The sequence below is a fragment of the Vibrio sp. ABH4_348 genome, from assembly GCF_056159765.1.
The window spans coordinates 146,017-163,898 of record NZ_JBSWVW010000002.1 but is presented as its reverse complement, the minus strand read 5'-3'; the positions used below and the strand labels follow the sequence as shown (position 1 = coordinate 163,898).

The window sequence follows — 17,882 nt, the reverse complement described above, 5'->3', positions numbered from 1 at the left end:
AATGAAATCCCGATTATTATTTTCAGACATCCTCAATCAACTCTCTTTTGCTCTATGTATAGTGAAAAAAAACTATCAAATAGTGATGGTAAATGAGAGTTTTACCAATCGAATGTTCGATGTTAAGGAGAAAATAGTCGGTCAAAACTTGATAGAGCTTTTCTCTTCTTCTGGTGATTTCTTAAAAAGAAAAATAGACACAGTTTTTATTATTGAATCTCCCACTTTTTCTTCATGGCAACAAAATCCCCATGTTTTACCAATCAAGACAGCACGACCTGTCTCTGGCCTTGAAGAGGAGATGTTTCAAGACCTCGAGTTTATCCCAGTTCACAGTGAAAATGGCCAGCTGGAACACGTATGTATCTGTATCTATGATTCAACCAACACTGCAACACAGACACTCGAATTAAAACGGTTATCAGAAGAACTAGCGTCTGAACACAGTGAACTAGAGCGGGCCTTAAAAAATTTAAAGTCTACCCAATCGCAACTTTTACAGTCTGAAAAGCTCGCATCCATAGGACAGTTATCAGCTGGTATTGCTCATGAGATTAATAACCCGATTGGTTTTATTACTTCTAATATGCAAACCCTTGATAATTATTTCGAAAAGTTCAAATCCGTAGTTTCTGACTACCAAAAATTAATTGAAGAATCTGAAAGTAAACGTTTGATTGAAAAGTCAAATGGGTTAAGTACACAATATCAAATTGAATTTCTCATCGAAGATGTTTCAGACCTAATATCAGAATCGCTGGAGGGTTCTGATCGAGTAATGAAGATAGTTCGAAATTTGAAAGAATTCTCGCATCTGGACAACTCTGGGTGGAAGAATTCCAATGTCATATCTGGTATGGAGTCGACAATAAAGATTATTAGCAATGAACTTAAATATAAAGCAAAACTTGTAAAGGAGTACGATGAGAGCATTCCGGAGATATATTGCCAGCCTATGCAATTAAATCAGGTTTTTCTAAATTTATTGGTTAATGCTAGCCAAGCAATAAAAGATGAGGGCACGATAACTATCCGCGTCGCTAAAAGAGACGAGTCAAACCTTGCTATTTCGATTGAAGACAACGGGGAAGGTATTCCTTCAAAATTGATAGAAAAGATATTCGATCCCTTTTTCACCACTAAACCTGTTGGTACCGGAACTGGTCTAGGTTTGTCAGTGTCCTATGGAATAATCAAAGAGCATAGTGGCGAAATTACCGTTGAAAGCGAATTGGGAAAAGGCACTAAATTTACAATAAGCCTACCTATGAAACTACAAGAGCATTTTGATGAGTAATAGCTTAAATATGAAAAATTTCCCTAGTTACTTCGAACTATGGACAATTTTTTCAAAAATAGCTGACAATCCAAATAACGGACAACTGATTAGTACTGGTAATTTATGTTGAAATTTGCGGAGATACTTGTTGTTGACGATGAGATCAGTATTACTAGAGCTCTCAAAAGAGAATTCAGGGGCTTGGTTTCTGCATGTTATTGTGCGAACAGTGTTGGGGAAGCGTTTGAGATTCTTGCTACGCATCGTGTAAACGTTGTTATTACAGATTATAGGATGCCTGGCGAAACTGGGGTTTCTTTCCTGATGGAATTGCAAAAAAAATACCCCGACATAGTAGCACTTATGATTTCCGGCCAGGCAGATATAAACGACGTGGCGAAAACAATTAATTCAGGAATGTTAAAAAAATATATTGCTAAGCCGTGGAACAAAACCGAACTTCACTCACAAATATCTGACCTATTGACAGAGCAAAAAAGGTCTGATGGCAGCGACTGGCTCACGGGCTTTGGTTGTTGGTCCGAATACAAAAAGTCGATACAGGGCCTTTATAAAGACAAAATTGACTTTGTAACAATGGTTGTAGATATCAATGGTATGGATCGCATCAACACCAATTATTCTTGCATTGAAGGTAATAATGTTCTCCAGCGATTTGCGTGTCAACTTGAAGGGATTACAGATGCGAAATGGTACAGACTCGAGAGCAAATTCTATAGTTTTTTGAGCATTGACTATGATTCGTACTTACGTCTACTTGCCGTTTCCGCAACTCTCAAACTAGGATTCTTATTCAATGATGAGGTAGTTAATGCCCGAGTGATTATAACTACCTCGCAAGAGCCAGAATCAAACGCAATATTTGGCACAAAACAATGGAAGGAAAATACGGTTCAAGTCATGGAAAACGTATTTCTAGATATAAACGCCACCAAAAAGGAGCCTATTGAAGATTTTCGTTTATTGTGTAACTTAGTAAAAGACATCGAAACACAGAACTTTCAGGCTTTTTTTCAACCTCAATTAGACCTAAATACAAACTCAATAGAAACTTGTGAGGCTCTGGTGAGAAGAAAAAATAGCCAAGGTGATTTTGATAGTCCAATATTGTTTTTGGCTGATATTGAAAGGTTCAAGCTACTTGATAAACTCACAGAACTAATGATTAGACAAGTTTTTTCATTGTTGAACTCGTTGATTGATATTGGACAACCAATTACAGTGAGTATCAATATTACAGCCAAGCAACTTGAGTCGGGATATATATATGACCTACTCAAAAAATACTCTAAAGACTTAGAAAATGTGATCGAATTATTGGAGTTAGAATTAGTAGAGACTGACAAAGTAGAAGATTTTGAATTGGCCGCCAAGCGAATAGAAGAAGTCAAGTCCTTGGGTGTCACTTTTGCTCTTGATGATTTCGGTACAGGCTTTTCAGGCTTCGAATCTCTACTTGAACTCCCTTTTGACGTGGTGAAGATAGACGGAAGGTTTATCAGTGCTATAGGGAAAAACGTCTCTGATGAAGTCATTCTTGGTTCAATAACGAGCAGCGCTAAATCGCTAAGAAAGCTGATAGTAGCCGAGTGGGTTGAGCAACCTAGTCAAATTGAGTTTCTAAAACAAAAAAAATGTGATCGTATACAAGGCTACATAGTAAGTCCGCCTTTAGAAAGGGAAGCGTTTGTTAACTTTTTAACTTGCCCAGAATAGGAGCAGTGGTTCAATGAATGAGCAAGATGCTAAAAGTGGTGTTTCTGGTGAAAACCAATCTTCCGAGCAAATTAACGACATAGAACAAGATAGCAAACTAAAACTAGTATTAGTTGATGATGAAAGTGATGTTCTTAAAGCCCTCACTAGGGTCCTTCGTTTTGATTATGAAATTGAATCATTTACGGAAGGCTCTATCGCATTAGATTATCTCCAGAGCCACGAAGCACAAATTATTATCTCAGACATGCGAATGCCATCAATGGACGGTGCTGAATTTTTATCCCGAGCCAGAGAGTTGAGACCCGATGCCATACGTTTTTTGCTCACGGGCTACAGTGACATGGAATCGACTATTCGTGCCGTTAATGAAGGGCGTATATATACATATTTGGCAAAGCCTTGGGACAATGATGCACTCAAAGAGACCCTTTCAAAAGCTTCTGAACTATACCTCCTGAAAAAGGAGAAAAAAGCGCTTACTAACGAGCTTGAAGCAAAAAATCGAGACCTTGAGTTACTAAACAATAGTCTTGAAGAGAAAGTAAAAGAGAGAACTTACTCTATACAAAAAATGAATAAGCATCTCCAAGCACTACTCAAAAATAGGAATCAGACTCTAAAAGACATAGTTTCTACCTTACTTGCAATAATTCAACATAGAACCGGTCTGCCCGCTGACCATACAGAGCGAATAGCTGAGATCAGTAAAGCAGTAGCAGTTAGATTGGAGTTGGGCAGTAAAGAAGTGACGCAGGTCTATTTAGCGGGACTAATACATGAAATTGGATTAATTGGGGATGTAGATTCACGGCACGATATCGTTACAAATGAAGAGGGTGAACAAGTGCTACGCACCCCGCCCTCTAATCCTCAGCTAGGTGCTCAAATCATTAGTCAAATAAAGCGGTTTCAACCATTGGTTTCCATAATAGAACATCAAGATGAAAACTTTGATGGCACCGGAAAGCCCGGACACCTGAAAAATGAAGACATTCCCATTGGTGCTAGAATCATCAGGGTTGTGAAAAACTACGATTATTTTGTCTCTTGTAGCTACAATCCATCGAGAATGAAACCGGCCAGTGCACTAAGCTATATCAGACAAAAGTCACGTGAACTGTACGATCCCAACGTAGTAAAAGCTTTTGAGAGTGTTGTCGACAAGGATCTCGCTGAGCTAGAAATAGATGCATGTATTAGTTTGGATGAAGTGAAACCTGGAATGACGTTAAAACAAGATCTTCATATGCCAAATGGGGCGATTATGCTAACCGCAGGGCATAGTCTTAACCACTCAGAAATTGAGAAGTTACGTGAGCTCGAAAAAGAGAGCAGTGTTCCAATCGCCATTTTTGTTTGAGGGTCACTTTGAAAGAATATGATGAAGAATTACTGGGCTTTAACCCAGAACATATCGCGAGTCTAGTTGGTGAAGAGGTCGTTCCTGAACTACTCAACGACTATTTAGGTATTCTCGAAAAAGTACTTAGTCTTGATGTAACTGAATCCCAGGTAGTTACAGAAGAAATTATTATGGCTCTTCACACGCTCAAATCATCCAGCCTAATGATTGGAGCACTTAGCATTGGGTATACGGTAAAAAGAGTTGAGCGACACTGCGGTGCAGTGGGGGCAGAAATCGACAAGCTTTGGCTGGGGCGGTTCAGTGTATTAGTCCGAGAACTTAATGAGTTAAAAAAGAACATTAAACTGTTTTTGCAAACTGTTTAGTTTGTTTTTCTTTACTGTCGGTAAGCAACCAGACAGTTGCAACCGCTCCTCCTTGTTTGTTGTTTCGAACTTGTATATCTCCGCCGTGATGACGAGCGATGTCATAGGCGTAGGTAAGACCGAGACCCATGCCTTCACCCACTTTTAATGTGGTGAAAAATGGATCAAAGATTTGTTTGCTATGTTCACTTACGATGCCAATACCAGAATCTTTTATTTGCACCAAGACGATATCATTCTGAGTTGATGCTGCGAGTTTAATATCGTGATGCGGAGTGTCAGTTTTATACTGACAGGCCTGAACTGCATTTTTCAGCAATTCAGAAAATAAAGTCACCAGCTCTGTTTCTATCCCCCATACTGATGCTTGTTGATTAATAGAAGGTAGTAGAGTGACTTTGATGTGTTTTGGAGGAGCAACAACATTGATGGCTTTGGCGATAACATCAAAGAGCTCAACTTTAACAAACTCATCGCGTGCCACTGTAGTGCGGCTGGAGTAGTGCTGTAGTGCACTGACCACTTTAATCACACGTTCAACCGCACCCTGTATATCTCGTAAACTGTCACTCAGATCTTCATTGACATAATCAAAATGGTTCGCTTTTTGCCAGTTAAGAAACTGACTGACTTCTGCATTATCTGGGTGGGTTTTCAAAATTTTATTCGTGCGTTCAACAAACTGGCGAAGGAGTTGTTCATACTCAACACAGCCTTGAACGTTACTTTTTACTGCCCCGATAGGGTTGTTGATTTCGTGCGCCACTCCTGCGGCCATGGTACCAATGGACGCCATCTTTTCTGATTCAACCAACTTATCTTGAGTGGTTTTTAGCTCGTTATTGGTTTGGGTTAAACGCTCATTGGTGGATTGTAAATCTTGAGTCCGTTGAAGGACCTTATCTTCCAACGATTCATTGGCATCAAGTAATTGCGTCTGGAAATAACGCGCCTGACTTTCTGAATACCTTAGGTTTTCAACCATATTTGCAAACGCTTGAGACACCACTGCCAATTCATCTTTACCTTCGCTATTGAGTTTGATTTCTCGCTCACCTTGAGCGATGGCATCTGCGGCGTTTTTTAACTCACTCAAGCGCTTAGTTAAGTATGCGCCCAAGAAGTAGGAAAAAAGTGCCACCAATAGCATTTCGCCAACGACAATAAAGGCGCTCCATTTTTTTGCCGCATCGATTTGAGCATTAAGACGACTCATGTCAAAGCCAATCCATACGTGGCCAAATACTACATCGGACTCGCTAATTGGCGCGTACACATCATAAACGCCGTCGAAAACGTTACTCGCTGATTTTTCTAGAATTTCTGGTTGAAAAACGCTAGGTAACTGACCTGAGTCAGACATGGTTTGCTCATTGCTGTCTAGCACCGATACGTACACCACATCGTTGTTGGTCATGAGCTCAGTGGTGAATGACTCAATGGTGGCAAGGTCAAATGACAAAACAGCATTTTTTACCGTGGATGAGAACAATTTTACGGTGGAATCGGCTCGTTGATCTAAGCCTTCATAGTTGGTGGTCTGTAGGTAGTTCAATGTTAGGCTCAATAATATGGCCAGCAACACTGCCTCAATACAGGCCACCCCTAAGATTGTTTTAAGCCGCAGTGACACAAGGTTCCTACTGTTCTAATAACTTATCAAGCAAGGTAATGTTCAACGAGCGAACATCGTCCCAATCCGAATTAACGGCTTGTTCAATTCCGGCGAAATTGATTCGTTTCAGCAGCGTTTTTCCTTGCTCAGACTGTTCTAAATTAACCAACGCCGTTTGCACAGAACGTGAAATGTCGCTGGGCAAATCCGGGTGTGTGGCAAATGCATGTGGCGTGTAGCCCGGTGTTTTCCACAATATCCGCAGTTGCTCTCTGACCTCTGGGTTGGTGTTGTTAAAGGTGCGCTCAATACCACCTCCCGCAAGTGCAAATCCCTTGGCAACATTGAGATAAACAGAATCGTGTGATGACACATAATTTGGGGCGAATGGGATTCCCTCGTTGGTCAAATAGGATCTAGGGATAACACTTGCAGCGAATGCGGCAGGTGAAGGGAAAGCGAGTTGGCTATTTATTAGTCCATCCAAGCTATCTAATTGTGAGTCAGCTTTGACGACAATGATTCCGTGGATCTTTTTGTCTTTTTGTTTGGCTATGGCGTTATAGCCTGGTTTTTGATGAAACACCGTGTAGTGATAAGGATTCATGTAAGCGATGTCGTATTCACCCGCCAGAACTCGCTTTTCAAACTCTGGAATATCTTTGGCAGTTCTAAATACAATTTCATGACCTGTTTGCTTGGATAACTCGGAAAGTAACGGCCCCCAATTCTTTGCCAATGTGATTGCTGACTGCTGAGGTACGATGCCAAATGTTAACTGTTTAGCTTGTAGTGTCAGTACCACACCCCAAAAGGTGATAAACAAGATTGCCAGCCTGCCTAACGTCTTTGCCATTATTGTTTCTCCGCGATGGTAGTTGTCTCTTAAGCTTAGAAGACACGCGGATGTTTTCCATCAAAGTGACTGAAAACGTAACAAAAAAGTCATTTATTTGCTCTAGGTAGGCTGTGAGCAAGACAAACAAAAATAAAAGGGAAACGTATGCAAATCCGTTTCCCTTAAAATTAGATTGGTTACTAAAGGGTATGTTGTGGATAGACCCAAGGGCACGCGAGCCTCGGATGTGTCTCAACATAGCCGTCAAATCGATACACTGACGATAGCAGCTCTTGATTAATGATCTGTTGAGGTAAACCTTGTGAATAAATTTCGCCGTCTCGAAGCACCACAATATTGTCAGAATATTGTGAAGCAAGATTCAAATCATGAAGTACGACGACCACGCAGCAATTGTGCTGTTTGGCCATGGTATGGGCTAATGCCAGCGTTTGGTGTTGGTGCGCCAAATCGAGAGCCGAGGTTGGTTCATCTAACATCAAGATTCGTCGTTCTTGTCCCTGATGAAGTTGGACTAGCACCCTAGCTAAGTGGACTCTCTGCTTTTCACCCCCAGATAGAGACAAGAAGTTTCTCGACCTCAGATGCCAGACGTCGCACTGGACCATGTAATCTTGAACTATTTGATCAAGCTCTGATTTGGCGAGGTTGAGCGGCAGTCCTCCCATTCTTGCCACTTCACTTGCTAAAAAAGGAAAGTTCAACGTGCTGCTTTGCGGCAACATCGCCAAATGCTTAGCCAACTCATGAGTTTTCCAGTGGGGAATGGGCGTGTTAAATAGACTGACTTGGTCCAGATAACCATATTCTCCCGCGAGGGCTTTGAGTAAGGTACTTTTCCCAGCGCCATTGGGACCAATTAGGCTAGTCAGCTCACCTGAATTGAATGAAACCGACACCGACTTGAGTATCGTTTTACTTTCAAACTCAATGGATACCGACTCTGCACAAAGCGCCACTTGACTAGTCATATCAGTTTTCCTCTTTGCTGGGCGAGCAAATATAAGAAGAAAGGTGCGCCAATCAACGCAGTTAGAATACCAACTGGTAATTCTGCTGGCGCAACCACTACTCGAGCTAAAATATCTGCAAATGTAAGGAGTGCCGCGCCTAGAATGGCTGAAAAAGGAATCACTATTCTATGATCAGGTCCGCACATTAATCTCACCAAATGCGGCACGACCAAGCCGATAAACCCGATCATCCCGGCAATACTGACCGTTACCCCAACTCCAATGGCAACGGCAATAATCAGATGTCGTTTTAGTTTCTGAACATTGACGCCTAAGTGTCTGGCTTCGGGCTCTCCTAAAAGAAGTGCATTTAACGCATCAGCTTGGCGATAGAAAAACACCACCAATATTACTAAGAATAGATAGGAGAGCGCGATACTATCCCAAGTTGCACCGCCAACAGAGCCCATAGTCCACAATGACAAACGACGCAGCATTTCATCATTGGCTAAGTAATTGAGGTAACCCATTGCAGCTCCGGTTAACGCACCAACCGCCACCCCTGCAAGCAACATAACCATGACAGATGTACCGTGACGGCTTGTCCCTAAGCGATAGACCAAAATAGTGGTCAGCGCGCCGCCGACAAACGCAAAAACCGGTAACGCTGTTAGCTTCATCAAAATAGGGTAACTGCTGACTAAGCCTTCAAAAACGACAATGGCTAGTCCTGCACCCAGAGCGGCTCCTGAGGAAACACCGATTATTCCCGGGTCAGCCAGCGGGTTGCGAAACAAGCCTTGAGTCACTGTGCCGCAGGTGGCCAGAATGGCTCCAATACTTAAGCAAAGTAAGGTTCTCGGCAGCCTAATTTCGTACAGAATCAAATGCTCATGCGCTGGGATTTCAACAGCTGCGCCGAGTAATCGACGCAGTTCACCGAATACATTGACACTGGCTTGCCCAAACGTGACAGAGCTAATCGCCAAAATGACAACGATTGAAATCAGAACGCTCAGAACCAGGGTCGAGTTGACTCGAGTTGTCATAAAAAGCCTATTGATAAAGGAGCTCGGCCAAACGTTCAGCTTCGTTTAAGCTGCTTAGGCCAAATCCGCCAACCAGTGCACCAGAATTGACGGTGTAAATCGCATTTTGCTTGCCAGCAGTTGTTGATGCGATGGCAGGGATCTTTTTGACGATAGCCTCTTTGGTGCCAAAGTCTTTTAAGTTTCTTGCACTCACAAAAATCACATCCGGATTCATTTCGATCAACGCTTCATTTGAAATGGGTTTGTAAGATTCGAAATGGGCGGCCGTTGGGTTGAGGCCACCAACTAGGTCAATAATGGCGTCAGGAGTTGTGTTATTTCCTGCAGTGACTGTTGGTCTTCCTTCGTGGGATATCACAAATAAAATGGTTGGCTGCTGCGTTGCTTTGGACGCGAGTTTTTTAATTTTTTTAGTCTGCTCGTTGATTCGGTTAGAAATTTGGTTGGCGACTTGGTCGTTTTTAAAGATTTGATTCAGTTTCGAGACGCTGTTTAGTAGTCCCTCAACACTGTACTCTTCATTAACCTTGGTGACAGTGACACCGGCTTGCTGCACGGTTTCAAGTGTTGAGTCAGGCCCCATTTCTTTTGACCCAATCAAATGGTTCGGCCCCATTGCTAATATGCCTTCTGCGGCAAGAGCTCGGTGGTAGCCCACTTTTGGAAGTGACTCAACGGCAGGAAAGCGACTGGTCACATCGACGGCGACAAGCGATTTTTTTTCCTCAAACGCGACGACCAGCTCAGTCACGGCGGCGCCTACACTGACTACTCGGTTTTCACTTGCTGCGTTGCTACCAAAACTTAATGTGGTTAGCGCGACAACGCCAACAGATAAGACCCATTTCAACATGTTTTGTTCATTCCTTAATAAAGCGAGCTAATTTTTCATAAACTGCGGACACTGTGTTGCGTTCGCCAAAAAAGGCACGATCTCTCTATTAATTGATATCGAGATTACGCACGAATTCTTGTTATATACCGTGCCAGATTCAAAAATCCGCAAGATATTATTGAAAAATATTATCATTTGCAAATGGCTTTATCAGCTATTATTATGCGTCGAAATAGACAACTGTATTGCAATATTAATAATTGCGATATTTTGTTCCATTAAAACAATTTTTAAATGTGCCTCTTCGGTGTGTACAAAAATCACAAGCAGTAATGAAGGAAAAGTAAATGTCAGATTTTGCAGTAAGAGTAGAAGATCTACTGATCAACTCCCCGATGTTAATGGCCAGCGAAATTGCCGAGCAGTTGGGCGCGTCAGAACAACAAGTTGTGGCAGCGTTTCCCCAAGAGATGGCACTGATGTTGGATGGAGAGCATGCCCAAACCCTACTTACTGCGCTGGCATCCTTTGGCACTGTAACCACGATTGTTCAACTGGCTGGTTCAGTATTCGAATTTAAAGGTGCCATACCCGAAGGCAAACTAGGACGTGGTTATTACAATTTGTTTGGTCAAGCGGATGAAATGCATGGCCATATTTTGCTATCCAACATTAAACATGTGGCGCTGGTCAGCAAGCCATTTAGAGGCAAAGAAAGCCACTATGTCGGTTTTTTTGATGCAGATGGCAGCAACATTTTTAAAGTATACTTAGGCCGTGACGACAAACATCAGTTGCTCGCTGATCAGGTCACCAAGTTTAAGGCGTTAGTTAGCGAGTTTCGTCAAAATAAGGAAAGTTAAATGGACAACGAAGTAAAAAAGGAACGGCTTCAAGGGCGTTTGGGACCAGAAATCAAAGAGTTTCGAGAGAAGTGCAAAACGCTGCAGCTGGCAACCATTGATAGCGAAGGTCGACCTAATGTGAGCTATGCGCCATTTGTCCAGAATGAAAATGGCTATTTCGTCCTAATTTCAGAAATCGCACGTCACGCTAGAAACTTACAAAGCAATCCGAATGTTTCAATCATGATGGTGGAAGACGAGAGCAACTGTAAGCAAATTTACGCGAGAACACGATTAACCTTTGATGCCCAAGCCAACATCATTGCCCGTGATTCAGAACTGTGGGCGGCTGTCATTGCACAACTGCGCGCTCGTTTTGGTGAAATCATTGATGGCTTGAGTCAGTTAGACGATTTCATCCTATTTAACTTAAAACCAGAGCAAGGCTTATTTGTGAAAGGTTTTGGTCAAGCCTATCGCGTGTCGGGTGAAAACATGGTGGACTTTGTGCATCTTGAGCAAGGGCATAGACCCGTTGCCAATGCCAGTTAGGGCTGAAGCTCTTTACTAGAAGGGGCGCAACCTAAATATTGCAGTAAAACATAGTGGCTCTCATGATTGAGGGCCACTTTTCTAAATAAATCTGCAAACGTATCGTCGCCGCCAAAACACTTGTTGATGTATTGGTTAATTTCTGTCGCAGAATACCCTTCTACATACATCGTTCTCACCCATTGATACTCAACGGATTTGCGATCGCTTAACGTCGGTTCAGCTAAAGTGATTGGCGTCTGTGACACGTGTGACTCGGGGTTGCAATTGATTGCGTTTGATTAAACCAAGTCAATGTTAAAAAACGATGACAGCTAATCTTACTTAAACAAATCAATGTGCATTTGCATCTCAGCGCCTATTTGCTTTCGCATATCGACAAGCTTCAATGCGGATTCTTGAAGTTTAATGTCTTTGTCGTTGGTGGGAGTCCAAGTTGGCACCTCTGTTGGCTTACCATTTTCATCTACCGCAACCATAATGACGATGCAATGTGTTGTCAGGGCGCTCTCCATGATTTTTGGGTCGCTAGCTTTAACATCGATTGCAATGTGCATGGACGACTTCCCGGTAAGGATTATCTTGCCAGTCACTTCTACTAGTTGGCCTACCAATATGGGCGCGACAAATCTTATTCCACCCGCATAAGCCGTAATGCAATATTTACCGCTCCAAGCAGCCGCGCAGGCGTAAGCCGCAAGGTCAATCCATTTCATAACCGCACCGCCGTGCACTTTACCACCAAAGTTGACATCACTGGGTTCTGCCAAAAAGCGCAGCGTCATTTCACGTTGTTGGCCCATAACACTCATCTCTTAATAACCTTACTTTCAGTTTAGATAATAAAAAGCCGCATGGAACAACTGCGGCTTATTTATTGGTTTATAGGTGGTTTGTTATGTCAATCTCATCGATCTCTATGCTTTTGGGTAAGTAGGGAAGCGAACATTGAGCATCTGTTCCATACAGTGAACCACTTGGCAGCTATACCCAAATTCATTGTCGTACCAAATGTACAGAACGCAGCGATTTCCCTCTGCAATCGTCGCGGCTCCGTCAACCACACCCGCAAATCGGGAGCCAACCAAATCCGATGAAACCACTTCGGTTGATTCTGTGTAATCCACTTGTCCTGATAGACTTGAGCACAGGGCTGTGTCTCTCAAGAAGGCATTGAGCGATTGTTTGTCGCACTCGTTGTCCAAGTTTAAGTTGGCAATGGCCATAGAGACGTTTGGCGTTGGAACACGAATAGCGTTACCCGTTAATTTCCCCGCCATTTCGGGGAGGGCTTTGGATACTGCTTTAGCCGCTCCTGTCGAAGTAAGAACCATATTGAGCGATGCGCTGCGCCCTCGGCGCTCTCCCGAATGGAAGTTGTCGATCAGATTTTGATCGTTTGTGTAAGAGTGTACGGTCTCGATGTGGCCAGAAGTAATGCCATACTTATCATTGATGGCTTTAAGCACAGGGGTGATGGCATTGGTGGTACAACTGGCTGCGGAGATAATGGTGTCGTCAGTTTCGATCACATCATGATTAACGCCAAATACCACATTTTTGATGTCGCCTTTGCCGGGCGCGGTCAATAGCACCTTGGCTGCACCTGACGCGCTTAAATGACGAGACAAGCCTTCGGAGTCACGCCACACCCCGGTATTGTCGACGACAAGCGCATTCTCAATACCGTACTCTGTGTAGTCCACGTCTTCGGGTTGATTAGCATAAATGATCTGAATGTAATTTCCATTGGCGATGATGGCTTGTCTTTCGTGGTCGACGACTATGCTGCCATTGAACTGACCGTGTACCGAATCTCTGCGCAGTAGACTCGCGCGTTTCTCTAGGTCGCCATCTCTACCGCCGCGAACCACAATGGCGCGAAGACGTAACGGGTAGCCGGAGCCTGACTTTTCCACCAATAAACGGGTCAGAAGGCGGCCAATACGTCCAAACCCGTACAAAACCACATCTCTAGGCTCGACGATTTGCTGTTGTGTTTGAGCTTCTACTAACGCGGTATGTAAGTAATCATTCAGTGCGACATCATCATCGTGATTGGCCCAATATCCCTGTGCAAGCAAACCAACATCAATTCGAGATGCACCAAGCGACATCTTGGCTAATAACTCCACTATTGGAGCCGTATGTTTAACTGTAATGGCCGGGCCTTGGTGGTGTTTTGATAAACGATGAGACTTAATGACATCGATTGTGGCAGCATTTATAAGCGTTTTGCCAAACATTAGGGTTTCGATACCGTGGTCGCGATAAAGTTGACCGATGATTGGTGAGATTCTTTCCGCAATCGATTGGCTGGTTTGCCATTCTTGTAAATGAGTTTCGGGGCTCATGTTAGACACTTTCCTTTCACGTAGTTTTGGGGTGCCCTTAATAATGTCAGTGCTAATGCACCGGTAGTTGAAGCGGCTGGGCTACCGCGAGCGGAATCATACGAAGTAAGGGCTTATTCTCCTAAGAAAAATAACTGGCCATCTAGCAGTGAGTTGACACAAATATGGTGGACACTTTTTTCGAGAGAACAGGGCTAATTGAGGGTGATTTCCCAAAATGCGACTGGTTATTTTGCGTAGTAAAATGCTTAACCTCGCATTGGTGAGTCCTTGGAGTGAAAATTGAATAAACATTAAGTGATTAAAATCACAATTATGTTTTAGGTTTGGTTGTTTTATGACCGCTAAAGGTGGTAGTTAACTTGGGACTTAAATATTGAGCCAGCCATTTCCGATTTGCATCGTTTAAAACCGCTGAGAGAATTAGTTTCCGCTTCGAAATTGGGAGATTGATCCCACATTATAAATCAAGCCAAAAACTGAAAATTATCGCAATTGAGACAATTGTGATGTATTTGTCATTAAGCCATACTGAATTTTCATAGGCTTAGGATTCGTCTTAAAACGGGCAAAAAATAAACCACTATTTTCGTGTTTTTATGAAAATGGTTGCTAATCGTAATGACTACTATTATTGCATTGAAAGCGTAATTGAGGGTCTGCGATGCTGGCACTTAGTAAACTATCGATGAAAACTCGGTTATTGGTACTTGGGCTATTACCCGTGTTGGTTATCATTGGTCTGTTCACCGTATTTGTCAGTGGACACTTAAAACAGATAAATAGCCAAAAAGCCTATCAGACCCAGCTAAATGTCGCGTTATACATGGCGCCTTATTCGCACCAGATATTCGAGGCATTAGCAAAAAACACTCGCTCTTTTGATGCGCGAACATCTATCGATATGGTACACACAACGGGCCAATCTATTATCGATACTCTCGAAAACCATACGCAGATTGAAAATCGTATTCCGTTGACAACCACGATGAGTCAAATGATCGAATTGGAAGGGCTGTTATCTTCGACTACTCCTTCTAGTGTCTATTCTGACTCTAGCCAAGTTGTTTCTTTACTGTCCAACATTCAAACCAACCTCAGACAATTAGGCGCTGGCAATCGTGACATTCAAATGCATACAGCAATGGATGCACTATACGACTTACAACTGCTGAATTTCTATCAAGAAGTTGAGGCATTTTCACTTTTACAGTTCAAGACCTTAGGTTCAGATTCTGACCAACTCAAACAGCGCATGTCTCAGGTTAAGGAACGTCAACAGATCTATCAAGAGAAGATAACGGCCGCTGCCTCAACCTACCAGCCCGTCGTTGACCTAAAAAAGGTTTTTAATAATCAGACTTTTACCAGGGCAGACAGGTTGCATGATCAATGGCGTAAGTGGCAAGTGACGGGCAATGGGCTATTTGAGGTTAATAGTTATCTGCAAGCCATGCAGCAGCGAAATCAATTACTAAGAAGTGTATTGAGCCAAACCGCGGATAGCTTGCTAAGTATCAGTGATGCTAGATTGACTGAGCTTAAACAACAACTTTGGTTGGCGTGTGGCGCTATACTCGGACTATTGGCTGCTATGGCCTCGTGGTTCTACGGGATTTTCCAGCGGATTTGCCAAAAATTATCAGAGACGTTGTCTGCACTGGAAAGCATTCGAGATGAGAAGGGAGTGGCGCTGACATCGCCCGACGGTAACGACGAATTTACTCAATTTTCTAACAACTTAAATCAGATCATTAAAAAGCAGGTAGAACATCAAAAGAAACTGCTTGATGCCAAAGAAGAAGCGATATCAGCCAATAAAGCCAAAAGTATGTTTTTGGCTAATATGTCTCACGAGATTCGCACGCCACTAAATGGCATCATTGGCATGACAGAAATTTTATCTGAAAGCCATTTAAATCAAAGCCAAAAGGATGTCTTGTCGGACATCGACGCGTCTTCGCATTCTTTGCTGCTGCTAATTAATGACATTCTGGATCTGTCAAAAATTGAATCGGGTAACCTAACCCTAACGCCATACGACATCGATTTAAGAGAAACCGTATTTGAGTCTATGAATATGGTGAATAGTCGTGCGATCAAGAACCACAATGAACTGACTGTGGAGATTTCTTCAAGTATGCCTTCCATGGTCTACGTGGACGAGTTCAGATTTAAGCAAGTATTGATGAACTTACTTAGCAACGCTGTCAAATTTACGCAGGATGGACGGATTGCGGTTGAGCTTGAATATATCAGCGCCCATGGCAGCAGCTGGTTGAACTGTTCGGTGACCGACACGGGGGTGGGGATCGCTAGACACAAGCTGGATCATATTTTTGAACCCTTCATTCAGGAAGACGGTAGCATTACTCGCGAGTTTGGTGGAACAGGTCTAGGTTTGACGATTTGCAAACAAATCATAGATTTAATGGATGGCGAGATTCATGTCGAAAGTACACGAGGCTTAGGCAGTTGCTTTAGTTTCAAAATCCCGTTGCAAGCTTCCGCGATGCAGCCTGTAAAACCGGATTTGCCTGGACACGCGCTTATCATTGCTAATTCAACACAGTATCTTGGTCTGATTGAGCAGGAGTGTAAAAAGCTCAAGCTAGGCTATACAGTCTACAGTCATACTCAAAAGGCTCTGCAACATGGGTCAAATGTCGATATCGTGTTCTACTGCAAAACCGATAAGTATTCGTCTAAGAAAGACCTACCTGAGGTGCAGCAAACCTTTGTGGGTGTGGAAATCGTAGCACTTCAACACCACCTGTACGTGTCGACTGAAATTGAGTCTTTGGTTTCTGCATCGTTATCGCTGCCCATTCTGGGTAACCGATTTGAGAGCACGGTACGCCGATTTTTTGCCAATCAGCCGAGTCAACGTGCCTATCATGAGCCAGAAGTTGATGTTCCTAGTTCTCAAGACGAGACGGACAAGCAGCACATTTTGATTGTCGAAGACAATCTAATGAATCAAAAGATCGCCAGCTTTCATCTGCGTAAAGCCGGTGTTGAGTACAAGATAGTGAGCAATGGTAAAGAAGCGGTGGATGCGGTGACATCTGGCAAGCAATACAGTGCAATATTAATGGACTGTATGATGCCGATAATGGATGGGTTAACTGCAACGCGACTGATTCGTGAATGGGAACGAAAAAATCAAAGGGACCACGTTCCAATCATCGCGTTGACTGCAAGCGTGTTAGAGAAAGACGTCAAAAACTGTTTTGACGCCGGTATGGATGCTTATTTACCTAAACCCTATAAGTCACATCAGCTGTTTGACACCTTCAATCAACTGCAAGTCGAGGTGTAAAAACATAGCGTTAGAAAGGGCGATTTAGGTATAGGGCCAAACTCGAAATCTGAAATCGATTTAGCCTCTAGCGTCAGTTTGGCGCAATTCGTCCAAGGCAAGCCAGTTAACGGATACCTTGGCTTGCTCAAACATGTCTTGGCTCACTTGAATTTTGTCTCCCCATCTAGACAAAAAATCGTCTGATTGCTCAGGGCAGTGGACTGTTGCTATTCCAGTTTGAATAATCTTAGCGGCGCAGTTGGGGCAGGGAAAGTGAGTGACCCAAATCTCACAACCGTCTAAATCCCTTTTGGCAAAGAGGATAGCGTTTTCTTCTGCATGCAGAGTCTTTAGGTATTTCATTTCGCGGTCATCAACATCAGCACTGTCAGAAATTCCATGAGGATAACCATTAAACCCAACAGAAACGATGCGGTTTTGCTTAGTGATCACTGCACCTACTTGAGTTGAAGGGTCTTTACTCCAAGAAGCGACTAATTCAGCCATTTGATAGAAGCGGCGTTCCCACTTGGTTGTCATCGTGTTGTCCTAAGTTTGATATCGTCGAAATCATACCTGATCAGAAGATAAAAAAAAGGCCAATCACAAAAGGGTGATTGGCCGTTATCTTTGTGAACAAAGAGGTTCACTAACAACGTCAGTTGGCTAGGTGACCCTCGGCTTAGAAGGGTCAATATCAGTAAAGCATGATGTGTGCCATGTTTTATATCGTTATATTTCCTATGGTTTGTGAAATACTGGA

Annotated in this window: 16 protein-coding genes; 7 read left to right on the top strand and 9 right to left on the bottom strand. The window is 42.9% G+C overall.

Annotated elements, in window-relative coordinates:
- Window position 1: 1 nt before the first annotated feature.
- The 4 genes from ACXAFJ_RS14315 (at window position 2) to ACXAFJ_RS14300 (ending at window position 4,750) form a co-directional block, all read left to right on the top strand.
- Window positions 2-1,297, top strand: coding sequence for a sensor histidine kinase (locus ACXAFJ_RS14315; protein WP_475324353.1), 1,296 nt, complete (start codon window positions 2-4; stop codon window positions 1,295-1,297).
- Between the two features lie 105 nt (window positions 1,298-1,402).
- Window positions 1,403-3,016 (top strand): EAL domain-containing response regulator, encoded by a 1,614-nt coding sequence (locus tag ACXAFJ_RS14310; RefSeq protein WP_475324351.1) that lies wholly within the window; start codon window positions 1,403-1,405, stop codon window positions 3,014-3,016.
- A 13-nt stretch (window positions 3,017-3,029) separates the two neighbouring features.
- Window positions 3,030-4,379: a response regulator c-di-GMP phosphodiesterase, NosR family gene (gene nosR, locus ACXAFJ_RS14305; protein WP_475324349.1), complete on the top strand. Its 1,350-nt coding sequence runs from the start codon at window positions 3,030-3,032 to the stop codon at window positions 4,377-4,379.
- An 8-nt stretch (window positions 4,380-4,387) separates the two neighbouring features.
- Complete coding sequence (locus ACXAFJ_RS14300; protein WP_475324348.1) at window positions 4,388-4,750, top strand: hypothetical protein; 363 nt, start codon at window positions 4,388-4,390, stop codon at window positions 4,748-4,750.
- Here ACXAFJ_RS14300 and ACXAFJ_RS14295 read toward each other — a convergent pair.
- The 5 genes from ACXAFJ_RS14295 to ACXAFJ_RS14275 form a co-directional block, all read right to left on the bottom strand.
- Window positions 4,725-6,383 (bottom strand): sensor histidine kinase, encoded by a 1,659-nt coding sequence (locus ACXAFJ_RS14295; protein WP_475324346.1) that lies wholly within the window; start codon window positions 6,381-6,383, stop codon window positions 4,725-4,727. The two genes, ACXAFJ_RS14300 and ACXAFJ_RS14295, sit on opposite strands and share 26 nt — an antisense overlap.
- A gap of 7 nt (window positions 6,384-6,390) precedes the next feature.
- Window positions 6,391-7,221 (bottom strand): phosphate/phosphite/phosphonate ABC transporter substrate-binding protein, encoded by an 831-nt coding sequence (locus ACXAFJ_RS14290; RefSeq protein ID WP_475324345.1) that lies wholly within the window; start codon window positions 7,219-7,221, stop codon window positions 6,391-6,393.
- Window positions 7,222-7,403: 182 nt separating this feature from the next.
- Window positions 7,404-8,195 carry a heme ABC transporter ATP-binding protein gene (locus ACXAFJ_RS14285; protein WP_475324343.1) on the bottom strand — a complete coding sequence of 264 codons (792 nt, stop codon included), beginning with the start codon at window positions 8,193-8,195 and terminating at the stop codon, window positions 7,404-7,406.
- Complete coding sequence (locus tag ACXAFJ_RS14280; RefSeq protein WP_475324342.1) at window positions 8,192-9,226, bottom strand: FecCD family ABC transporter permease; 1,035 nt, start codon at window positions 9,224-9,226, stop codon at window positions 8,192-8,194. Before ACXAFJ_RS14280 ends, ACXAFJ_RS14285 begins: the two co-directional genes overlap by 4 nt.
- Before the next feature lie 7 nt (window positions 9,227-9,233).
- Window positions 9,234-10,082 (bottom strand): heme/hemin ABC transporter substrate-binding protein, encoded by an 849-nt coding sequence (locus tag ACXAFJ_RS14275; RefSeq protein WP_475324341.1) that lies wholly within the window; start codon window positions 10,080-10,082, stop codon window positions 9,234-9,236.
- 329 nt (window positions 10,083-10,411) lie between these two features.
- Between ACXAFJ_RS14275 and hutX the strand changes: the two genes are divergently transcribed.
- Both hutX and hutZ read left to right on the top strand, forming a co-directional pair.
- The gene (gene hutX / locus ACXAFJ_RS14270; protein ID WP_475324339.1) at window positions 10,412-10,927 is read left to right on the top strand and encodes a heme utilization cystosolic carrier protein HutX; all 516 of its coding nucleotides are present in this window, start codon (window positions 10,412-10,414) and stop codon (window positions 10,925-10,927) included.
- Window positions 10,928-11,461 (top strand): heme utilization protein HutZ, encoded by a 534-nt coding sequence (gene hutZ, locus ACXAFJ_RS14265; protein WP_475324338.1) that lies wholly within the window; start codon window positions 10,928-10,930, stop codon window positions 11,459-11,461.
- Here hutZ and ACXAFJ_RS14260 read toward each other — a convergent pair.
- The 3 genes from ACXAFJ_RS14260 to ACXAFJ_RS14250 all read right to left on the bottom strand — a co-directional run bounded on the left by ACXAFJ_RS14260 (window position 11,458) and on the right by ACXAFJ_RS14250 (window position 13,815).
- Complete coding sequence (locus tag ACXAFJ_RS14260) at window positions 11,458-11,709, bottom strand: hypothetical protein (protein WP_475324336.1); 252 nt, start codon at window positions 11,707-11,709, stop codon at window positions 11,458-11,460. The two genes, hutZ and ACXAFJ_RS14260, sit on opposite strands and share 4 nt — an antisense overlap.
- Window positions 11,710-11,781: 72 nt before the next feature.
- Window positions 11,782-12,264 carry an acyl-CoA thioesterase gene (locus ACXAFJ_RS14255; RefSeq protein WP_475324334.1) on the bottom strand — a complete coding sequence of 161 codons (483 nt, stop codon included), beginning with the start codon at window positions 12,262-12,264 and terminating at the stop codon, window positions 11,782-11,784.
- A 114-nt stretch (window positions 12,265-12,378) separates the two neighbouring features.
- Window positions 12,379-13,815 carry a glyceraldehyde-3-phosphate dehydrogenase gene (locus ACXAFJ_RS14250; protein ID WP_475324333.1) on the bottom strand — a complete coding sequence of 479 codons (1,437 nt, stop codon included), beginning with the start codon at window positions 13,813-13,815 and terminating at the stop codon, window positions 12,379-12,381.
- Between the two features lie 688 nt (window positions 13,816-14,503).
- Between ACXAFJ_RS14250 and ACXAFJ_RS14245 the strand changes: the two genes are divergently transcribed.
- A complete protein-coding gene (locus tag ACXAFJ_RS14245; protein WP_475324331.1) occupies window positions 14,504-17,137 on the top strand; it encodes an ATP-binding protein in 2,634 nt (877 codons plus the stop codon).
- Window positions 17,138-17,197: 60 nt separating this feature from the next.
- Here the strand turns inward: ACXAFJ_RS14245 and ACXAFJ_RS14240 are convergent, their stop codons facing one another.
- A complete protein-coding gene (locus tag ACXAFJ_RS14240) occupies window positions 17,198-17,659 on the bottom strand; it encodes a dCMP deaminase family protein (protein WP_475324330.1) in 462 nt (153 codons plus the stop codon).
- Between the last annotated feature and the right edge of the window lie 223 nt (window positions 17,660-17,882).

Bases quoted from the DNA above. Each gene is read 5' to 3' on its own strand.
- ACXAFJ_RS14315 (WP_475324353.1), top strand. From the start codon at position 2: ATGAAATCCCGATTATTATTTTCAGACATCCTCAATCAACTCTCTTTT.
- ACXAFJ_RS14310 (WP_475324351.1), top strand. From the start codon at position 1,403: ATGTTGAAATTTGCGGAGATACTTGTTGTTGACGATGAGATCAGTATT.
- nosR (WP_475324349.1), top strand. From the start codon at position 3,030: ATGAATGAGCAAGATGCTAAAAGTGGTGTTTCTGGTGAAAACCAATCT.
- ACXAFJ_RS14290 (WP_475324345.1), bottom strand. From the start codon at position 7,221: ATGGCAAAGACGTTAGGCAGGCTGGCAATCTTGTTTATCACCTTTTGG.
- ACXAFJ_RS14285 (WP_475324343.1), bottom strand. From the start codon at position 8,195: ATGACTAGTCAAGTGGCGCTTTGTGCAGAGTCGGTATCCATTGAGTTT.
- ACXAFJ_RS14280 (WP_475324342.1), bottom strand. From the start codon at position 9,226: ATGACAACTCGAGTCAACTCGACCCTGGTTCTGAGCGTTCTGATTTCA.
- ACXAFJ_RS14275 (WP_475324341.1), bottom strand. From the start codon at position 10,082: ATGTTGAAATGGGTCTTATCTGTTGGCGTTGTCGCGCTAACCACATTA.
- hutX (WP_475324339.1), top strand. From the start codon at position 10,412: ATGTCAGATTTTGCAGTAAGAGTAGAAGATCTACTGATCAACTCCCCG.
- hutZ (WP_475324338.1), top strand. From the start codon at position 10,928: ATGGACAACGAAGTAAAAAAGGAACGGCTTCAAGGGCGTTTGGGACCA.
- ACXAFJ_RS14255 (WP_475324334.1), bottom strand. From the start codon at position 12,264: ATGGGCCAACAACGTGAAATGACGCTGCGCTTTTTGGCAGAACCCAGT.
- ACXAFJ_RS14250 (WP_475324333.1), bottom strand. From the start codon at position 13,815: ATGAGCCCCGAAACTCATTTACAAGAATGGCAAACCAGCCAATCGATT.
- ACXAFJ_RS14245 (WP_475324331.1), top strand. From the start codon at position 14,504: ATGAAAACTCGGTTATTGGTACTTGGGCTATTACCCGTGTTGGTTATC.
- ACXAFJ_RS14240 (WP_475324330.1), bottom strand. From the start codon at position 17,659: ATGACAACCAAGTGGGAACGCCGCTTCTATCAAATGGCTGAATTAGTC.